Origin of the sequence: Veillonella montpellierensis (genome assembly GCF_947090115.1) — a bacterium.
Classification (GTDB): Bacteria; Bacillota; Negativicutes; order Veillonellales; family Veillonellaceae; genus Veillonella; species Veillonella montpellierensis.
On sequence record NZ_CAMUMS010000005.1, the window covers coordinates 27,700 to 46,918 of the forward strand.

General features: G+C 34.2%; 21 protein-coding genes. 20 read left to right on the plus strand and 1 reads right to left on the minus strand.

Features of this window, described 5'->3' with window-relative positions:
* Positions 1 to 9 precede the first annotated feature (9 nt).
* From P6940_RS03470 to P6940_RS03565, 20 genes are all read left to right on the plus strand, one after another.
* Positions 10 to 804 (plus strand): ABC transporter ATP-binding protein, encoded by a 795-nt coding sequence (locus P6940_RS03470; protein WP_028257008.1) that lies wholly within the window; start codon positions 10 to 12, stop codon positions 802 to 804.
* A 148-nt stretch (positions 805 to 952) separates the two neighbouring features.
* Positions 953 to 1,276, plus strand: coding sequence for a YlxM family DNA-binding protein (ylxM, locus tag P6940_RS03475; RefSeq protein WP_277288345.1), 324 nt, complete (start codon positions 953 to 955; stop codon positions 1,274 to 1,276).
* Position 1,277: 1 nt separating this feature from the next.
* On the plus strand, positions 1,278 to 2,633 hold the full coding sequence (gene ffh, locus P6940_RS03480) for a signal recognition particle protein (RefSeq protein WP_028257006.1): 1,356 nt from the start codon (positions 1,278 to 1,280) through the stop codon (positions 2,631 to 2,633).
* A 56-nt stretch (positions 2,634 to 2,689) separates the two neighbouring features.
* On the plus strand, positions 2,690 to 2,953 hold the full coding sequence (rpsP, locus tag P6940_RS03485) for a 30S ribosomal protein S16 (protein ID WP_028257005.1): 264 nt from the start codon (positions 2,690 to 2,692) through the stop codon (positions 2,951 to 2,953).
* Between the two features lie 22 nt (positions 2,954 to 2,975).
* Positions 2,976 to 3,203, plus strand: a complete 228-nt coding sequence (locus P6940_RS03490; protein ID WP_028257004.1) for a KH domain-containing protein — start codon at positions 2,976 to 2,978, stop codon at positions 3,201 to 3,203.
* 12 nt (positions 3,204 to 3,215) lie between these two features.
* The gene (locus tag P6940_RS03495; RefSeq protein ID WP_028257003.1) at positions 3,216 to 3,623 is read left to right on the plus strand and encodes a YlqD family protein; all 408 of its coding nucleotides are present in this window, start codon (positions 3,216 to 3,218) and stop codon (positions 3,621 to 3,623) included.
* A 2-nt stretch (positions 3,624 to 3,625) separates the two neighbouring features.
* Complete coding sequence (rimM, locus tag P6940_RS03500; RefSeq protein WP_028257002.1) at positions 3,626 to 4,120, plus strand: ribosome maturation factor RimM; 495 nt, start codon at positions 3,626 to 3,628, stop codon at positions 4,118 to 4,120.
* A gap of 180 nt (positions 4,121 to 4,300) precedes the next feature.
* Positions 4,301 to 5,032, plus strand: coding sequence for a tRNA (guanosine(37)-N1)-methyltransferase TrmD (trmD, locus tag P6940_RS03505; protein WP_277293215.1), 732 nt, complete (start codon positions 4,301 to 4,303; stop codon positions 5,030 to 5,032).
* A gap of 146 nt (positions 5,033 to 5,178) precedes the next feature.
* A complete protein-coding gene (locus P6940_RS03510) occupies positions 5,179 to 5,754 on the plus strand; it encodes an RNA methyltransferase (protein WP_277293216.1) in 576 nt (191 codons plus the stop codon).
* A gap of 10 nt (positions 5,755 to 5,764) precedes the next feature.
* On the plus strand, positions 5,765 to 6,496 hold the full coding sequence (locus tag P6940_RS03515; protein ID WP_277293217.1) for a YebC/PmpR family DNA-binding transcriptional regulator: 732 nt from the start codon (positions 5,765 to 5,767) through the stop codon (positions 6,494 to 6,496).
* Positions 6,497 to 7,635: 1,139 nt separating this feature from the next.
* Positions 7,636 to 9,468, plus strand: coding sequence for a glutamine--fructose-6-phosphate transaminase (isomerizing) (gene glmS / locus P6940_RS03520; protein WP_277293218.1), 1,833 nt, complete (start codon positions 7,636 to 7,638; stop codon positions 9,466 to 9,468).
* Between the two features lie 198 nt (positions 9,469 to 9,666).
* Entirely contained in the window at positions 9,667 to 10,656 is a 990-nt protein-coding gene (gene trpS / locus P6940_RS03525) for a tryptophan--tRNA ligase (protein ID WP_038151264.1), read from the plus strand.
* A gap of 475 nt (positions 10,657 to 11,131) precedes the next feature.
* Complete coding sequence (locus P6940_RS03530) at positions 11,132 to 11,617, plus strand: hypothetical protein (protein ID WP_277288576.1); 486 nt, start codon at positions 11,132 to 11,134, stop codon at positions 11,615 to 11,617.
* 163 nt (positions 11,618 to 11,780) lie between these two features.
* The gene (locus P6940_RS03535; RefSeq protein WP_038151261.1) at positions 11,781 to 12,575 is read left to right on the plus strand and encodes an amino acid ABC transporter substrate-binding protein; all 795 of its coding nucleotides are present in this window, start codon (positions 11,781 to 11,783) and stop codon (positions 12,573 to 12,575) included.
* 110 nt (positions 12,576 to 12,685) lie between these two features.
* Complete coding sequence (locus P6940_RS03540; protein ID WP_028256993.1) at positions 12,686 to 13,363, plus strand: amino acid ABC transporter permease; 678 nt, start codon at positions 12,686 to 12,688, stop codon at positions 13,361 to 13,363.
* 190 nt (positions 13,364 to 13,553) lie between these two features.
* Positions 13,554 to 14,312 carry an amino acid ABC transporter ATP-binding protein gene (locus P6940_RS03545; protein ID WP_028256992.1) on the plus strand — a complete coding sequence of 253 codons (759 nt, stop codon included), beginning with the start codon at positions 13,554 to 13,556 and terminating at the stop codon, positions 14,310 to 14,312.
* 202 nt (positions 14,313 to 14,514) lie between these two features.
* Positions 14,515 to 14,961, plus strand: a complete 447-nt coding sequence (locus tag P6940_RS03550) for a universal stress protein (RefSeq protein ID WP_028256991.1) — start codon at positions 14,515 to 14,517, stop codon at positions 14,959 to 14,961.
* A gap of 61 nt (positions 14,962 to 15,022) precedes the next feature.
* Positions 15,023 to 16,396, plus strand: a complete 1,374-nt coding sequence (locus P6940_RS03555; RefSeq protein ID WP_277293219.1) for a DUF2157 domain-containing protein — start codon at positions 15,023 to 15,025, stop codon at positions 16,394 to 16,396.
* Positions 16,393 to 17,043: a hypothetical protein gene (locus P6940_RS03560; RefSeq protein WP_277293220.1), complete on the plus strand. Its 651-nt coding sequence runs from the start codon at positions 16,393 to 16,395 to the stop codon at positions 17,041 to 17,043. The genes P6940_RS03555 and P6940_RS03560 overlap by 4 nt, the downstream gene beginning before the upstream one ends.
* 278 nt (positions 17,044 to 17,321) lie before the next feature.
* Positions 17,322 to 17,618, plus strand: a complete 297-nt coding sequence (locus P6940_RS03565) for an ArsR/SmtB family transcription factor (protein WP_028256989.1) — start codon at positions 17,322 to 17,324, stop codon at positions 17,616 to 17,618.
* A gap of 365 nt (positions 17,619 to 17,983) precedes the next feature.
* Here the strand turns inward: P6940_RS03565 and P6940_RS03570 are convergent, their stop codons facing one another.
* Positions 17,984 to 18,961: an AEC family transporter gene (locus P6940_RS03570; RefSeq protein WP_028256988.1), complete on the minus strand. Its 978-nt coding sequence runs from the start codon at positions 18,959 to 18,961 to the stop codon at positions 17,984 to 17,986.
* Positions 18,962 to 19,219 lie beyond the last annotated feature (258 nt).

Consider the following 19,219-nt stretch of genomic DNA (forward strand, 5'->3'; position numbering starts at 1 on the left):
GGGTGCCCTATGTTAGTTATTAATAATTTAGTTAAAACATTTTTTAAAGGCACTATTAATGAGAAAACAGCCTTACAAGGCATTAATTTAACATTAGAACCTGGTGATTTTGCCACTATCATAGGTGGCAATGGTGCTGGGAAAAGTACCTTATTAAACTCGATTGCTGGCGTATTCCCTATAGACGATGGATCTATTACTATTGGTGAATGCGATGTGACCAATATGCCAGAGTATAAGCGAGCTGCTTTTATTGGTCGTGTTTTTCAAGATCCTATGCTAGGAACAGCGGGGAGTATGCAAATTGAAGAAAACTTATTACTTGCTATGCGTCGTGGTAAGCGAATGGGGTTAAAATGGGCATTTGTGCCAGAAGAAAGAGAGTTTTTCAAAGAACGGCTATCATTACTCGGGCTTGGCTTGGAAGACCGTTTATCAGCACGGATGGGCTTATTAAGTGGAGGTCAAAGACAATCGATTACACTGTTAATGGCAACTATGCTGAAACCAGAATTGTTATTATTGGATGAACATACAGCGGCACTTGATCCTAAAACAGCAGAAAATGTATTGCAATTGACAGAAAAACTAGTTACCGATAATCAATTAACAACACTTATGATCACACATAATATGCGTGATGCATTACGTTTTGGTAATCGTCTTATTATGATGGATAGTGGTAAGATTATCTTTGATGTCAAAGGAGACGACAAGGCACGTTTAACAGTGAAAGATTTGTTGGAACGATTTGAAGTGGCTAGTGAAGGCGCTATTAGTGATCGCATGGCGTTAACAAAATAATTAATTGTGAAATGATACAGTTAGCTGTGTAGATGACTTGTAAAAGAAAATGAAAGACAAGTAAAAATACTTGACAACCATTTATGGTATTGCTAAAATAAGTCGTAAAGTAAATTTACTTTACATAAGTTTAATAAGGTGACAACATATGGAAGAAAGAGTGTTAGTGAGTCTACTACTTGACTTCTATGGGATGTTGCTAACAGATAAACAAAAGCATTGTTTGCAGTTACATCATGAAGATGATATGTCGTTGGGCGAAATTGCTGAAGAGTTAGGAGTATCTCGTCAAGCGGTATATGACAATTTAAAAAAAGCAATGCAACTATTAACTGGTTATGAAGAAAAATTACATTTGATAGCTCAATATGAAAGACGTAAAGCACTTGTAGCGGCCATGAAAAGTGAACTATCAAAGGAAATTATCTCTGTATCAAATGTGCAGAAATTATTGATGCAAATGGAGGGGTAGAATGGCTTTTGATAGTTTGTCAGATAGACTTCAAGAAGCCTTTGCTTCTTTAAAAGGTAAAGGTAAAATTACAGAGGATGATGTCAATCTAGCTTTGCGACAAGTTCGTACAGCGCTACTAGAAGCAGATGTAAACTTTAAAGTAGCTAAAGATTTTATCAATAATGTTAAAGAAAAGGCTTTAGGTGAAAATGTGTTTGGATCGATGAATCCAACGCAGACGGTTATTAAGATTGTTAATGATGAATTAACTGACTTATTGGGTGGCACGCAAAGTCGCATTATGATTGCTTCGAAGCCGCCTACTATTATTATGCTAGTAGGCCTACAAGGTGCTGGTAAGACAACCACAGCAGGTAAACTAGCGGTATATTTACGCAAGCAAGGCAAACATCCTATGATGGTAGCGGCTGACGTGTATAGACCAGCGGCTATAAAACAGTTACAAGTATTAGGCAAACAAATAGATGTACCTGTATTTGCTAAAGAAGATCAAGCTAACCCTGTTGATATTGCTCGTGAAGCTATTATGGCTAGTACCTCTATGTTAAAAGACGTTGTTATTATCGATACGGCCGGTCGTTTAGCTATTGATGAAGCGTTAATGAATGAATTAGTCAATATAAAACAGGCGGTTAAACCACATGAAATTTTATTAGTAGTGGATTCTATGATTGGGCAAGATGCGGTTACTACGGCGCAAACATTTAATGAAAAGCTCGGTATTGATGGCGTTATTTTAACGAAACTAGATGGCGATGCTCGTGGTGGGGCAGCTCTTTCTATAAAAGCTGTTACTGGTTTGCCAATTAAATTCACTGGGGTCAGTGAAAAAATGGATGGGCTCGATGTGTTTTATCCTGATCGTATGGCATCACGCATTTTGGATTTAGGTGATTTTAAAACCTTGATTGAAAATGTACAAGGTGCTATTGATGAAGAAGAAGCTCGAGAAATGGCTAAAAAAATGGCTAAAAATAATTTCACCTTGGATGATTTTCTAAAGCAAATGAATCAAGTGCGTAAATTAGGGCCTTTACAAAATATTATTGGTATGTTACCAGGTATGGGCCAGTTTAAAGAACAATTGAAAAATATTGATATGGATAGTAAAGAAATACGACATATCGAGGCTATTATAACATCAATGACGTCACAAGAACGCGAGAATCCTAACATATTAAATGGTTCTCGACGTAAACGTATCGCCATGGGTTCAGGTACGGATGTACAATCGGTAAATCGTCTCATCAAGCAATTTGATGAAGCGCGTAAAATGATGAAACAAATGCAAGCATTCCGCGGAGGCAAAGGAGGCAAAATGCCTAAATTACCTAAGTTTCCGTTTATGGGATAAATCTTGACCGTATAATTTAGATATGGTCAAGCTATATTGTTAAGGAGGTGAAATACATGTTAAAAATTCGTTTAACTCGTTTAGGTGCTAAAAAAGCTCCTTTTTATCGTATCGTAGTAGCAGATGCTCGCGCTCCACGTGAAGGTCGTCCTGTTGATACAATCGGTCAATATGATGCAACGAAAGATCCTGCTATCATAAACGTTGATGAAGAAAAAGCATTATCTTGGTTGGGGAAAGGTGCACAACCTACTGATACAGTTCGCTCTTTGTTCAAAAAACAAGGCATTATGCAAAAATTTGCTGACGCTAAAAAGTAATTAATAGAAAGGCATATCTATGATGAAAGAATTAATTATATTAATTGCTAAGTCATTAGTTAAACAGCCTGATGCCGTTTCTGTTACCATGGTTCAAGAAGGTGCCGTTGAAGTATATAAACTTCATGTAGCACCAGAAGACATGGGAAAAGTAATCGGAAAACAAGGCAGGATTGCTAAAGCAATTCGTGTTGTTATTAAAGCGGCGGCTATTAAAGAGAATAAAAAGATATCCGTTGATATTGTCTAAGAGGATGAATAGATGGAAGAAATGACATTACGTGTTCCTGTGACAGTGAAAGCAAAAGTTACAGAAACTTTGAAAAACAATATTTTATCTGATTTGAAAACTCGTCTTACTATGGTTGAACAAGAATTAGAACAAATCGAAGTGCAAGCAAAACGAATGTTAACAGAACAAGCTAAAATTGATGCACAAGGTTTAATTGAATTACGTCAACAGATTGAAGATGAAAAACAAAAACGCTTACAATTCAAGGTAGAAGTAACAGCTAAATTGGAAGAAGCAGAGCAGCTTGAAATCGGTTCTGAAATCGCACAAGGAACTATCGAACAGACTATTACTGTTAAAGTCGGCGATAATTTAGATGATTGTATGAAATCAGAAATTTTGCTAGAAGATGGCAAAATTATTGCATTCCGTTCTTAATAATGCAGCATGATTTAATTACTATAGGTGTAATTGTTGCCCCGCACGGTGTGCGGGGCGAACTTAAAGTTATACCGCAAACCGATTTTCCTGATCGGTTTCTAACGATGGATGACTGTTATATTGATGGTAAACTTTATCATCTTTCATCGGCTCGTTTTCATAAGCAATTTGTATTAATTACACTTGATGAGATTGTTGATAGAAATGCTGCAGAGCTAATTAGCAAGAAGGATATTCAAATTACTAGAGAGCAATTGGTGCCATTAGAAGAAGGACGCTATTATATATTTGATATGATTGGTTTATCTGTATATAACAAAGAAGGTGTCTTACTTGGCACGTTGTCAGATGTGTTGCAACCTGGTGCCAATGATGTTTATGTTGTCACAAAACCAGGTGAGCCAGATTTATTACTTGCTGCTATTGATGGTGTCATTATAGATATTGATATGAATAATAGAACTATGATTGTTGACCCGCCTGAGTGGATTTAATTCTTAGGCGGTTTTCGTATATTATAAAAGATATTCCATATCAGTGTACTGCTTAGAGGAGAGTGTTATTCATGTATATGAGATAGTATTGTTTCTACGCAAGAAAATGGAATATGTTTTATACTATGCAAGACATACGCTTACTATTATAAACCTATGTAGTATGGAAAGGTACAATCTATGAGAATCGACTTTATTTCTTTATTTCCAGAGTTTTTTGATGCTTTTTTTTCTCATTCGATTATAAAAAGAGCGATTTCCTCTGGATTATTAGATATGGCTGTTACAAACCCTCGTAACTTTTCTCATAATAAGCACCAACAAGTTGATGATACACCTTATGGTGGAGGATCGGGGATGCTTATGATGGCCCCACCTATTTTTGAAGCAGTGGAACATGTTATTACGCATAAGGCGACTCATCGAAGAATTGTTTTTTTAGGTCCTGCGGGAGAAAGATTTACGCAAAATAAAGCGAAAGAGTTGGCTACATATGATCAACTTGTATTAGTGTGTGGTCATTATGAAGGAATCGATTATCGAGTAGAAGAGCATTTAGTGGATGAAACGATTTCTATTGGTGATTTTGTTGTTACTGGAGGCGAATTGCCCGCGATGGTTGTAGCTGATGCAGTGGCTCGTATGATTCCTGGTGTGCTAGGAGCACCAACGGGAAGTGCGGAAGATTCTTTTTATAAACCTATATTAGAATGCCCACAATATACAAAGCCACCTGAATACAGAGGCTGGACCGTCCCAGACGTATTGCGCAGTGGACATCATGCCAATATTGCTACATGGCGCTTAGAAGAAGCGATTAAGCGAACCATACAATTACGACCTGATTTATTAGAACGGGAATTATCTAACGAGGAATATAAGATAGTTAAACGATTACGGGAAAAGAAATAGTTGATTCTACTGTATAGTTGTGATATATCCATCGATTCTATGTATAGAGGTAATTGTTCTTATACGGTAGAGGTGGCATATAGGCGTGAAACTTTTCTGTATTTCTCAAAATTATTATGGTATACGATATATTCAGGAGGATATGAATGGCTAATTTATACATTGGTTTAGTACATTACCCTATTATGAATAAGCATGGTGAAATCATTACTACGGCAATTACTAATTATGATATTCATGATATTGCAAGAGCAGCTATTACTTATGATGTATCTAATTATTTTGTGATTCACACCATACCAGCACAACGTGATATGGTGACATCAATAATGGAACATTGGAAAACTGGTTTTGGTAGTGTATATAATCCAGATCGAAAAGAAGCTTTTTCTGGAGTAGAGGTAGTTAATTCGATTCGAATGGCGTTGGAGCGGATTAAAGAAAAAGAAAATGAAATGCCAATCGTGGTAACAACAGATGCCAGAACCTATGAAAATACAATAACCTATGCTTCACTGCGTAAAAAACTTGAAACAGGAACACGTCCTGTGTTAGTATTATTTGGTACTGGTTATGGTATGACGCAAGAAACTATGAAAAAATTTGATTATATTTTAGAGCCAATTTATGGACATGGTGCCTATAACCATTTGTCTGTACGCAGTGCTGTTTCAATTGTTTTAGACCGTTTACGCGGTGAACTTTGGTGGAAAAAACACTAGGAGGTATAATATGTCTGGACATTCAAAATGGGCTAATATTAAACATAAAAAAGGAAAAACGGATGCATTGAAAGCAAAAGTGACAACTAAGATTAGCCGTGAAATTACAGTAGCTGTTCGTATGGGAGGCAGTGACCCTACTGGCAATATGCGATTGAAATTAGCTTTACAAAAAGCTCGTGAAAATAATATTACGAAAGATAATATTCAACGAGCAATCCAAAAAGGGGCTGGTGCTTCTGATACAAGTAATTATGTTGAAATTACGTATGAAGGATATGGACCAGGCGGTGTGGCTGTTCGTGTAGAAGCTATGACAGATAATAAAAACCGTGCGGCGGCAGATGTACGCCATGCATTCACTAAGCAAGGCGGTAATATGGGTGAATCTGGTTGTGTAGCATGGATGTTTACTTCGAAAGGGATTTTTGTGGTATCTAAAGAGGGGCATGATGAAGATGAATTAACTTTATTAGCTCTAGATGCTGGAGCAGAAGATTTGAAAGTAGAAGATGATGCTTTTGAGATTTATACTACTCCAGAAGAATTTGATGCTGTAGAAGCAGCATTAGCAGAGGTAAACATTGAAACTGAAGTGGCTAAAATCACTATGATGCCAGATAATTATATTGAATTATCTGGAGACGATGCAGTAAAAATGCAAAAAATGCTTGATGCGTTAGATGATTTAGATGATGTACAAGATGTGTATCATAATGCTATTCTTCCAGAGGAAGAATAATTGTAATAAAAGAGCGTATTTTCTAGATTCTTAGAATATAGAAAATACGCTCTTTCTAATGATACGATGTAAATCATACTATATCATTGTTATGAATATAGTAGATTATTTGTAGATGTTCTAATCATTGATTTTGTAATTACTGTGTATGTGGACCATAGGTGTAAGAATTTTAGAAACTTTCATAACATATAAAGTAGTTTTTTAGTTACTGTTAAAATAGTCTATCTTAATAGGGGAATATGATAGAGTTATGTATACAATCATATTCTATCATATACTTAAAAATCCTGATCCATTATGTCATAGTAGGCATTTAATTTCTTTTCTTGACGTGTATGATAGAAATATAAAAATAGTAGTGAAAAAGGGGTAACAAAAGGTGTAATTGCTAGTAAAAACATATTTCTAAATAAGCAGAAAAATAAGTATAGAAAACCATTGATAAACCATGTATCACGTATTAAGAAATTAGTGATTTCATCATATACCAATCTGGTGTATGGAAAACAAGCAGCCAATAATATGAATAGTAGCATTACACTATCAAATTTTGCATTGTTACTGAACATGAAGAAAATATTCATATAGACGGGGATTAAACCAAATAGGAAATTTCTAAAATAATACGATGGAGAGAGACCAAAAATAGTATAGTTTATAATTCGTTTCAATTTTGCACTCATAGTAACACTCCTATACATAAAATGGACGCAAAATAACGCATAATTTTACATCAATTATATATATTGTCAATAGAAAAAATGCATTTATTCAGTGTTTTTACTAGGCTTTTATGGGGCATTAGCCAATTCTTTACAAAGCTAGCTTATATCATATATAATATTTAATAGTATGTACACGTACTGATATATAGGATGCATACGAGAGACTGTCGTATCAATGAGAAAGGAGTTTTTAATTCGTATATACGAATAGCGCAAGTGCCACGCGTAGACAGACGTAGGGGCCGACGAGGTAGAAAGTTGTCGAATGATCAGCGGATGCTTTCTCGGTGATTTCACATCGTTATACAAGTAGTAAAAACTATTAGGAATAATAGAACAAAGGACTTGTAACTGAAAACTGAATATTTCTCATATGCATATATGGGATTTCTAATAGATGGAGGAAATATTATGTGTGGTATTGTTGGATATATTGGACATCGACAAGCAACAGATTTTTTGATTGAAGGCATGTCGAAACTAGAATATAGAGGTTATGATTCAGCGGGTATTGCTGTACTAGGGCCGAATCACATTATTAAAATTCAAAAAAAAGTAGGACGGTTAGCTAATTTAGAGGCGATGGTACAGAGAGAACCTAATGAAGGAACATTGGGCATTGGTCATACCCGTTGGGCGACGCATGGACGACCATCGGATATGAATTCTCACCCACATGCTTCGGCAGATGGTAAATTTGCTGTTGTGCATAATGGTATTATTGAAAATTATATGCCTATTAAGGAAAAATTGATTGCCAAAGGATATAAATTTACGTCTGAAACAGATACAGAAGTAGTAGCTCATTTATTATCTGATTTATATGATGGTAACTTTGAAAGTACAGTTCGACGCATGCTACAACAAGTAGAAGGTGCCTATGCACTAGCAATCATTTGTGCGGACTATCCAGATACAATTATTGCTACGAAAAAAGAAAATCCTTTAGTCATTGGATTAGGTGACGGAGAAAACTTTGTTGCCTCTGATATTCCTGCTATTATTAAATATACGCGTGATACATATATTTTAAATGACGGAGAGTTTGCTGTTATTACGAAGGATTCTGTGTCTGTATCAGATCGTGATGGGAATCCAATCAATAAAAAAGTATTTCATGTTAATTGGAATGCAGAAGCGGCTGAAAAAGGCGGTTATGAGCATTTCATGTTAAAAGAAATTCATGAGCAACCAAAGGCTATTCGAGACACTTTGACAGGTCGTATTTCAAAAGATAATAAACAAGTTATTTTTGAAGAACTTAATTGGGATGCAGCCGATGTGGCATCTATCGATAAAATCCTCATTACTGCCTGTGGTACAGCTTATCATGCAGGATTAATGGCTAAATATTATATTGAGCAATTGGCGCGTATTCCAGTGGAAGTAGATATTGCTTCAGAATATAGATATCGCAACCCGTTAACGAATAATAAAACATTAGCCATTGTGGTTAGCCAATCAGGAGAAACGTCTGATACCTTGGCAGCATTAAAAGAAGCAAAACGATTAGGTGCACGCTCTTTAGCAGTTACGAATGTGGTGGGGTCCTCAATTGCTCGTGAAGCAGATCAGACGATTCATACATGGGCTGGCCCAGAAATTGCAGTGGCTTCTACAAAGGCATATACGACACAACTGGCCGCATTATTATTGTTGGCTATCTATTTGGGGCAACTTAATGGACAATTATCCCCTGCATTAGCAGAAACTATTTTGACAGACTTACATAGATTACCAGAGTTATGTCATAAAATTTTTGAAAATGTAGATGACATTAAAGAATTTGCTCGTCATTATGGATTTAAAGAAGATGCATTTTTCTTAGGTCGCTCTATGGATTACGCAGTAGCTATGGAAGGGGCTTTAAAATTAAAAGAAATTTCTTATATTCACGCAGAAGCATATGCTGGTGGTGAGTTAAAACATGGAACATTAGCATTGATTGAAGAAGGTGTTCCTGTTATTGGATTGGCAACGCAAGATGATGTGCGAGATAAAATGTTGAGTAACATCAAAGAAGTAAAGGCTCGTGATGCTATTGTTATTGGTGTAGGTATACAAGGAGACGTAGAACTTGCTAAATTTGTAGACCACACTATTTATGTACCAGCAGCAGATCGCTTTACACTTCCTATTTTGACGGTTATACCATTACAATTATTATCATATTATGCGGCTATTACTCGTGGTACTGATGTAGATAAGCCACGTAATTTAGCTAAGTCGGTTACTGTAGAATAGATATTTTCATAGGATGTCCATAGTATCCATTTCGTATTAATCGGCGTTTCTTACTTTTAGCGTAAGGTGTATAATAATCAATATGTATTTACCATATAGCTAATCGTTGATATATAGGAATATATTATTTATATATTTATGATAGAGGTGGTTACATTGCTAACCACTTCTATTTATTCATTTATAGGAGGCATAGGAATGGCTGTTATTTTTTCTGGCATTCAACCTAGTGGAGAATTAACATTAGGTAATTATTTAGGGGCATTAAGAAATTTTGTTAATTTACAGGATCATAATGAAGCATATTACTGTATTGTTAATCAACATGCTATTACAGTGCCACAAGATCCAAAGGAATTATTTCAAAGAACGCGTAGTTTAGCAGCATTGTATCTAGCAGCAGGTCTTGACCCAGAAAAAAGTATACTATTTGTGCAATCAGAAGTGCCGGAACATGTTAAATTAGGTTGGGTTATGACAACAATTAGTTATGTAGGCGAATTGGAACGGATGACACAGTATAAAGATAAATCACAAAAACGAGGAGACTCTATTCCAGCAGGACTTTTGACATATCCACCATTGATGGCAGCGGATATTTTATTATATGGCACAGAATTAGTGCCTGTAGGTGAAGATCAACGGCAACATATGGAGTTGACTCGTGATTTAGCACAACGCTTTAACCGTATATATGGTGAAACATTTGTTATACCTTCGATTCAACTGGTAGAAGGTGGAGCACGTGTTATGAGTTTGCAAGAACCAACTAAGAAAATGAGTAAATCTGATGATAATCAAAATGCGACGATTCGTCTATTAGATGCACCAGATGTAATTTTGAAAAAGTTAAAACGAGCACAAACTGATTCTGATAATCGTGTATATTATGATAAAGATAATAAACCAGGTATTTCTAATTTAATGGGCATTTATCGAGCTATTACTAATGATAGTTATGAACATATTGAAGCATTATATGAAGGCAAAGGCTATGGTGATTTCAAAAAAGATGTTGCAGAATTAGTGATTTCTGCCCTTGAACCAATTCAACAACGGTATTATGAATTGATTGAAGATAGAGATCAATTAGATGCTATTCTCGATGAAGGTGCTGAAAAAGCACATAAAAAAGCAAGTGCTATGTATCGAAAAGTAGAACAAGCTATGGGGTTATGTCGTAATTAAGAGACTATATAGTAGAGTATATCTATAAGTTTATATGCACTTCTTTTACATTGATATACTTATGGATAGGAAAATTTTATACCTAGTAATGTGTATACCTTATGCAAGGAAATGTTTGAGTAAACGATTCCTTGTATAAGGTATAATTTCTATAGCACGAAATACAGCAATGTACTATAAGAATTTATGTAGTAAATGTAGGATATATGATTGTGACGTCTATATAGATAGGTATATTACGAAGGTTATTATGTATTACATGGATTCATATCGTGAAGTAGATAAAATTCCCTGACTGCTGTATGCTATTGTTAGTAAATTAATCGTTATTGCGAATGTGTGTTACTGTGTAATAGATACTTTCTTATTAGGCACTGTCCGATAGACTAGTGAATTATTTTATAGTTGTGATATGATTATGCTAGAGATTAGTTTTATCATTGAAGAAAGTCGTTCCTTGTAAACAGAGGTCATTATGAGTCAAGAGTATGTACAAACTCACTTTCCTATTGGTAAGGTGAAAAAAGCTGTATCTGAATATTATGTGATACGATGGTTATGGTATATTATCTATATTGGCATTAGTGTGTTAATGGTGTGGCTCAGTGGACATACAGGCTTTATAGGACTAAAAATGATATACTATGGCATAGTGGCTATCGTTATCTGGAAATTGTCACATATGGGAGAACCGTTGCTCTATATAGGAACAGAAGGCATTGTAATACAACGTAGACCTATGAGCACACAAGAGTATATTGATAGAATTATTAATCCTATAGACTTTTATTACTATGTGGCTTATGAAAATATCATTGGTTTTACAGCAGACTGGAAAGAGTTACAGATGACTACATCTACAGGGGCTATTATGACAATTTCTGTTGATTTAGTATTTGTGTCCACTAAAGACAAGAACGAATTATTATCTGTAGTAGCAACATATAAAAGTGAATCTTAGTAAGGGGCAGTATGAATATTAGAATTCAGTTTGTCACTCTATTAACTGATATCATAACATAATAAAAAATAACAACAATTTATTCCTTTACAAATTTAGCAAACTAAAGTATAATAACATCATAACATAATTATATGGTACATTTTGTAGAGGGGGATTTACTATGGGTATCAAAAAAATAGTAGCAGTTGGCATGGCTTTTATATCATTACTTATATGCGTTAGTGGTTGTGGTAGTACACAATCAGGACAAAAAGAATTACCTAAAAAAATTGTGGTTGGCTTAGATGACGCATTTGCTCCAATGGGTTTTCGTGATCCTAATACGAATGAAATTGTTGGATTTGATATTGATATGGCAAAAGAATTTGCTAAACGAGCTGGTATGGAAGTTGAATTTAAACCAATTGATTGGGATAGTAAAGAAGCTGAATTAAAAAGTGGACATATTGATATTTTGTGGAATGGTTTAACCATTATGGAAAACCGGGCAGATAAAATTTCCTTTTCGGATCCTTATTTAACCGATAGTCAAATGATTGTTGTTCGTAATGATTCACCGATTCAATCAAAAGCTGACTTAAATGGCAAGGTGTTAGGTACACAACAAGCAAGTACAGGCGATTTTATGTATGAAAAGGAAGAAAATAAAAAAACTATTAAAGAAATGAAAACATATCCAGATTTCACAAACGCTTTTTCTGATTTAGAATTAGGTCGAGTAGATGCATTGATTGTTGATGAAATTAATGCTGCTTATATTATGAAACAAAAACCAGGCTCTTTTAGAATGGTAGACACTATCTTTGATAAAGACGTAATTGGAGTAGGGCTTCGTAAAGACGATGAAGCATTGCGGAATAAAATTAATAGTATTCTTGCAGACATGAAAAAAGATGGTACTGTTGATAAATTAGCAGAAAAGTGGTTTGGTACAACAGAAATGGTGGTAAAATAGTAGATTTTACCATACATGAGCATAGTTGATACTAGATATAGTGTGTAGATATAAAATAGTACAGGAGAAGGTACATAGGTACCTTCTCTTGATATTTTGAAGAGAGGCCTATGATGGATTACTTATTGACGATTATTCCTAATATAGCAGAAGGATTAAAAGTAACTATTTCTTTATTTTTTATTGTTGCTATATTGTCTATACCAGGAGGTATTTTATTAGCTTTAGTACGAATTTCTAAGGTTAGGTGGGCCTCACAATTAGTGGGATGGTTTGTCTATTTAATGAGGGGCACACCACTCATGCTACAAATCTTAGTTATGTATTATGGATTACCAGCTATTATGAAATTTTTATTTCCTAATTCCACATCATTATTTATCTTTGATGATACAACAGTAGCTGTGGTTGCCTTTGTACTTAATTATTCTGCTTATTTATGTGAAATTTTCCGCTCAGGTATTCAATCTATTTCCAAAGGCCAATATGAAGGGGCACGTGTACTTGGATTTACTTATAAACAAACTATGATCAAAATTATTTTGCCACAAATGGTAAAACGTGTATTACCACCGTTGGCGAATGAAACCATTAACTTATTAAAAGATACTTCTCTTGTTTATATTTTAGCAATGAATGACGTATTGCGTATTACGAGAGGGATTGTACAACGTGATTTTGATTTAACCGCCTTTGTAGTAGCTGGTGTCTTTTATTTATTAATGACCTATGTATTAACCAAAATATTTGATTATTTAGAACGATTATATGCTGTCTACGAGGATTAGTATATTCATTTCATCTAATGCGTAGGATAAACGTATCACTATGTAGGTGATGGGCCATTTAATAATAATTTATATATCACTAGAGGTGATGGATATTATTACTGATCTTTCTTTAAGACCTATGTGATTGATACGCAGATGAGATGAAATCATAGAGTCATGTAATGAAGAAATCGTAAAGGAGTTATCTATGAGTTTTATAAATATGGAACATATAGAAAAAAGTTTTGGTAAAAATATGGTCTTAAACGATGTATCTTTGCATATGGAAAAAGGAGAAGTAGTATCAATTATAGGCCCTTCTGGTTCTGGTAAATCTACATTTCTTAGATGTTTGTGCCACTTAGAAACAATTGATAAGGGAAATATTTTTATAGAAGATGAGTACTTAGTTAAAAATAATAGTTCTGGTATAGCTGAATATGTATCTGATACAGCAGCACATCAATTTTGTTCACGTATGGGCATGGTGTTTCAGTCGTTTAACTTATTTCCTCATATGACAGTACTTGATAATATTATGATTGCTCCAGTGATGGTAAAAAAAATGGAAAGAGTTGATGTACTACCTATTGCTGAACGATTATTAAAACGTGTTGGATTATGGGATAAACGAGATGTATATCCATCAAAATTATCTGGGGGACAGAAACAACGTGTAGCAATTGCACGGGCATTGGCAATGAATCCTAGTATCATGTTATTTGATGAACCTACTTCTGCTTTAGATCCAGAATTGACAGGGGAAGTTTTGCGAACGATTAAACAATTAGCAGAAGAACATATGACTATGATTATTGTTACGCATGAAATGGCATTTGCTAGAGAAGTATCTGATCGTGTTATTTTTATGGCCGATGGATTCATTCAAGAAGAAGGGGATCCAGAAAGTATATTTGTACATCCTACTAATGAACGAACAAAATCATTTTTGGAATCTATGTTATAATTAAAATGTGATATTATTTTAGATTTAGTAAAGATATATATATTAAATATACATAAACATGTATTCATACTTGATATGCATAAATTGTATAAATATATTAAACTTGTATTACTGGATTTATATAAATGTGCTATAATAACAGTATAAAGAAGATATGAAGCGTTGACATACTCATAAGTATGCCCGTATAGGAGGGATTAATATGGTTGAATATAAAACTATTCTCGTACCAACTGATGGTTCTGATAACTCTAAACGTGCATTAGAACATGCTTTAGCAGTAGCTAGTCGCAATAAAGCTCAATTAATTGTTGTGCATGTGGCGAATATAGTTTCTGCAATTTCTAACTTTGACCAAACTTCTATTAGTGGTGGTTATGTATCTGAGCAAATCGCTGAAGATATGGAAGAAACAGGTAAAGAAATTTTAGCGGATGTATTAAAAGCAGTACCGCAAGATGTAAATGTAAAGAGCGTGTTTGAAGTAGGATCTCCTGGACCTGCCTTACTAGCAATTGCTAAAAAATATGATGCTGATTTAATTGTTATGGGGAGTCGTGGCCTTGGCCCATTGAAAGGGTTATTTATGGGTAGTGTAAGTAGTTATGTTACTAGCCATTCTTCTTGCCCCGTACTTATTGTAAAATAAAGAATTTATAAAAAAGGCTTTGTCTGATGGCAAAGCCTTTTTTTATCATAAGGGGGACGGTATGAATAAAAAAATAGTGCGTTGGCTTGCGGATGAACTTCCTCTGTGGAAAGCTAAAGGATGGATGACAGATGAGAATGCTAAAGAATTAGAAGCCTATTATCGACCTCATATAGCGAATACATCACCTTCTTGGGGGCGACTATTAGTTATAGCATTATCTATTCTTCTTATTATGGCTGGAATTTTTTTGCTATTTGCTGGTTATTGGTATAGTTTTTCTCCTAATGGAAGATTTGATTGGATTATTGTCCTAATGGTAATTGCACTTACTGTGTTAGGTGCAGGAATATGGAAAACAACGCCGGCTTCTATGATGGCTGACGTATGTACATTACTATATATGGGTATATTTACCACTGGTTTATTGTCAGTAGCCGATACATACTATTTAGGGGAATCATATGCTTTTTATCTATTGATTAGTATGGTTATATCTTTACCTGCCATCTATTTACTGCAATCGGATTTAGGCATGATAGTTTATTTATTAGGCATTATTTTATGTTGTTTTGCACCATCTAGTATTAGTCAGTATAGTGAATCTTATATGCTATGGATTTTATTGTTAGCGGCTAGTCCATTTTATATTAAATCCGTTACACATCATCATAGATATACATCTTTATTGTGTGTGTCATGGTTATATATTATTGCCATTTTTTCAGCATTCTTTACAACTGTTGAAGTATATAAAATACAGTTAGATGTATATGTGATAGCTGCTTTATCTATGATTACCTATAGTTTGGGATTATGTATTCAAACAAAAGGAATTTGGACATTGCCATTTAGGACAGTAGGATTGCTAGGGCTATTATATACTATCGTCAAAGGAACGTTACTATCTACTTGGTTAGAAGCTAATCAGATAGCTATATCAGCATCAGAAATAGTGGCTTGTATATTTTTAGCAATCGCAGTAGGCGTATGTTTGTGGCAATTAATAAAAGCAAAACTACGCATACCAATTTTTATCGGTTGCTTACCTTGGCTTATAGGCTTACTATATATACTAGCAAATCAAAATTTTTCTCCTCTTACTGTGTCATTACTTTTAAATGTATATGTTATGGTATTGGCCATTTTTATGTTTGTGCATGGAACGATTGAGAAACATATTGGCTATATTAATGGATCTATTATTGCTATTTTTGGTATTGTGGGGGCAAGATTTTTTGATCCTAGTTTCTCATTCATTGAAAGAGGGTTAGCCTTTTTAATCATAGGAATATTTATTTTACTTATTAATGGAGTCTATGTATGGAGAAAACATATAAAACGAAGTAGAGGTAGGCGAAGGGATCGGCATAGTGATACCATGTCTGTGGTAGATAATGCTTCTTCTGAAAATGAGGGGGGGAGTAATGAATGATATCCTATAAAAAAATCATTGTTTTTGGCATAATCATTTTGTCTACACTCATTAGTCAGGTTTATGTACAACAACGATATACTCATATTTTACAAGGCGGTGCAGAATATCAATGGCCTGTTATGCTCTGTAAGTCGGTTGAATGGATTCCTACAGATTATTTAGATGTTCATTTTTTGGGAAATATTGCCAAATGGAAGAGTAATACTACGCCTAAAATAGGAGATAGTGTATATGTCACATTAGATGTTAAACAGAATGGATTAGTAGCTGCTAAAGAAGCTTCTTATGAGAAACCTAACACTGATGTATATATTCGAGCGCGCATAACACGAATCAATCAAGAGATAGTAGAATTTGAAATTCCATTTCATAGAGTGCAACTAGACTTATCAAAAGTGAATCCTCAATTTTATCATTCCTATAAGGGAGTTTTGCTAGCTACGATAAAAATCAGTGATGGATATGGCGTTGTTACTGGTATTTATGATAAAGGTGTAGCCATAGAGAATGCCAATCCAGATAGTTTGGCAGAACAAAGTAAAAAGTTAGTAATACCTACCGATGCAGTCTTGGAGTATCTAGAAAACAATAAGGCATTTACGAATGTAACAGATACTGAAAATGGTCCTGCTAGGGAAGAATGATTTTATCGAGTATAATCTATGATATTGTATACCTTCTGTCGTAGAATGAATTATTATTTAGTATGATATATGGTATTGTATACTAGAAGATGAAAGTAAACATTAGCATAGAGAATACATAATGTGATACTATAAAACATTTTATAGTTAGCAGAGAAAGTAAAAAATGATTCTTTCTAATTAGCGAGGGAATACTTTCATTCTCATATTTTATGGTATAATGATAAGCAAGAGATAAAAGACGTTTCATAATATAGTGGATGTATAAGGAGTGTATAATGGAATTTCAATATGACCAAGAGTCATTACAATTACTAGCAGAATTATTTAAAATTTTAGGAGATCCTACACGATTACGCATTGTTCATTTATTGTTACAACATGAAATGTGCGTATCTGATATTGCAGAACATATGAATATGGGGCAATCAGCGATTTCACATCAGCTTCGCGTGTTACGACAAGCTCGATTAGTGACCTTCAGAAAAGATGGTAAAACGGCATGGTATTCTTTAAATGATGATCATGTAGTTACTTTGGTAAACCAAGGTCTTGAACATGTGGGGCATAAATAAATAGTAATTATACGTTATAAAGCTTTTGAAGATATGTCATTACTATAGGTATTAACTAGCAGTGATACTTTATAGTTGTGAATAGAACCATAAAATATAAAAAAAGCTGTGATATTTACAGATTATTGATACTGTAAATGTCACAGCTTTTTATGTGTTTTTAAAAGATTTAGGTGTAGTTGAGAAATAACGTCATAATTTGTCGGCTATGGGTGTGCAAAAAGTGTTGTATATACAATCCATTTAATATATAGGTATTTGAATTGTTGTATAATCAATAAGAAAGAGATTGGTATGTGGGCACATAAGATTGATTTGTACGGCACAGTATTTACATATCTACTTGGTTGTTTTATTGATCGTTCTTATAGAGGAAATGCATAGTAGGCTAGCATAATAAATAGAGGCATAGTAAGTGCTGATAGTATGGTGCTAGCCATGACACATTGCGTAGCATATTCAGGATTATTTTTCATTTCTACGGCAACGAGAGCCATATTAATAGAAGTTGGTACACTATAGGTAATAACAATAGCTTGTGCTGAAATAGGGTTTAAAGGACCATAGAAATGGATAAAAGATAATGTCACTAATAGGGCTAGGATAGGCCCTATGATCAGCCGTAAAAAAGCAGCTAGAATTACATCGCGTTTAAAAAAATTCATAGGAGTTCGATTAATTTGAACACCTAAGGCAATCATAGCTACGCCAACGAAAGCTTTAGCAAAAAGACTGATTGGTGCATAGAAAAAGAAACCGTGTAAGTCAAAGGGGGCTAGTTTTAGTAATAGTGCTGCCGGTACGACATATACTAGTGGCATGTGAAATACGACGCGCAAGGCATCTAGAGGAGTTAATTTACCTATACCTGCCTGATAAAATCCAAAGGTATTACTAGAAATGGCTTGGATGACCATGATGGATACAACTGACAAGAGGGCTATATCTAAATAGGGTGTTTGTCCGTCTACAATATAAGGAACATTAGAAAATACAAATACAGCTAAGGCAATACCCATATTGCCACAATTATTGAACATGGTTACATTGCGCAGTGTACCTAGTTTTTGTGTATCATAATGTGCTATTTTACCAGCAATACTAGCGATGATAAAATTGGCAATTACCACTGTAATTGCACATAGGACAATTTCCAAATTACTCCATGTGAACTTTGCTTCATAAAGGGAACGAAAGATAAAAGTAGGCAAGAATATATAAAAATTTAATTTACTTAATGTATATAAATCGAGTTTAAATTTTTTGTCTAATAGAACACCTGTTCCTAATAACATAAAAATAGGAATCATTGTGTTAATAAAAATATGAGTTAATAAGTTCATTGGATCACCTAAATTTCTAAATAGTTATATACTTATTATACACATATAAGGTGTAATAAGATAGCAAAAAAGTGATAAAGTTCACAGATTGCACAGTTTCTATACATATAATAAAATATAGATGAAAATTTGAACTACTAAGAGCGCGTGTATTATCTAATTATATAAAGATAGTATGGTAGAAAAGATATCAGTATAAAGGATAATCATAGTTAGCGCTCATAGTAGTAAAAAAGGAAGTATAGTATTGACGAATGT

Coding starts and splice junctions, on each gene's coding strand:
- trpS (WP_038151264.1), top strand. CDS start 9,667: ATGGCTGTTATTTTTTCTGGCATTCAACCTAGTGGAGAATTAACATTA.
- glmS (WP_277293218.1), top strand. CDS start 7,636: ATGTGTGGTATTGTTGGATATATTGGACATCGACAAGCAACAGATTTT.
- ylxM (WP_277288345.1), top strand. CDS start 953: ATGGAAGAAAGAGTGTTAGTGAGTCTACTACTTGACTTCTATGGGATG.
- P6940_RS03495 (WP_028257003.1), top strand. CDS start 3,216: ATGGAAGAAATGACATTACGTGTTCCTGTGACAGTGAAAGCAAAAGTT.
- P6940_RS03510 (WP_277293216.1), top strand. CDS start 5,179: ATGGCTAATTTATACATTGGTTTAGTACATTACCCTATTATGAATAAG.
- P6940_RS03530 (WP_277288576.1), top strand. CDS start 11,132: ATGAGTCAAGAGTATGTACAAACTCACTTTCCTATTGGTAAGGTGAAA.
- trmD (WP_277293215.1), top strand. CDS start 4,301: ATGAGAATCGACTTTATTTCTTTATTTCCAGAGTTTTTTGATGCTTTT.
- P6940_RS03565 (WP_028256989.1), top strand. CDS start 17,322: ATGGAATTTCAATATGACCAAGAGTCATTACAATTACTAGCAGAATTA.
- P6940_RS03545 (WP_028256992.1), top strand. CDS start 13,554: ATGAGTTTTATAAATATGGAACATATAGAAAAAAGTTTTGGTAAAAAT.
- rpsP (WP_028257005.1), top strand. CDS start 2,690: ATGTTAAAAATTCGTTTAACTCGTTTAGGTGCTAAAAAAGCTCCTTTT.
- P6940_RS03555 (WP_277293219.1), top strand. CDS start 15,023: ATGAATAAAAAAATAGTGCGTTGGCTTGCGGATGAACTTCCTCTGTGG.
- P6940_RS03540 (WP_028256993.1), top strand. CDS start 12,686: ATGATGGATTACTTATTGACGATTATTCCTAATATAGCAGAAGGATTA.
- P6940_RS03515 (WP_277293217.1), top strand. CDS start 5,765: ATGTCTGGACATTCAAAATGGGCTAATATTAAACATAAAAAAGGAAAA.
- P6940_RS03560 (WP_277293220.1), top strand. CDS start 16,393: ATGATATCCTATAAAAAAATCATTGTTTTTGGCATAATCATTTTGTCT.
- ffh (WP_028257006.1), top strand. CDS start 1,278: ATGGCTTTTGATAGTTTGTCAGATAGACTTCAAGAAGCCTTTGCTTCT.
- rimM (WP_028257002.1), top strand. CDS start 3,626: ATGCAGCATGATTTAATTACTATAGGTGTAATTGTTGCCCCGCACGGT.
- P6940_RS03535 (WP_038151261.1), top strand. CDS start 11,781: ATGGGTATCAAAAAAATAGTAGCAGTTGGCATGGCTTTTATATCATTA.
- P6940_RS03470 (WP_028257008.1), top strand. CDS start 10: ATGTTAGTTATTAATAATTTAGTTAAAACATTTTTTAAAGGCACTATT.
- P6940_RS03490 (WP_028257004.1), top strand. CDS start 2,976: ATGAAAGAATTAATTATATTAATTGCTAAGTCATTAGTTAAACAGCCT.
- P6940_RS03570 (WP_028256988.1), bottom strand. CDS start 18,961: ATGAACTTATTAACTCATATTTTTATTAACACAATGATTCCTATTTTT.
- P6940_RS03550 (WP_028256991.1), top strand. CDS start 14,515: ATGGTTGAATATAAAACTATTCTCGTACCAACTGATGGTTCTGATAAC.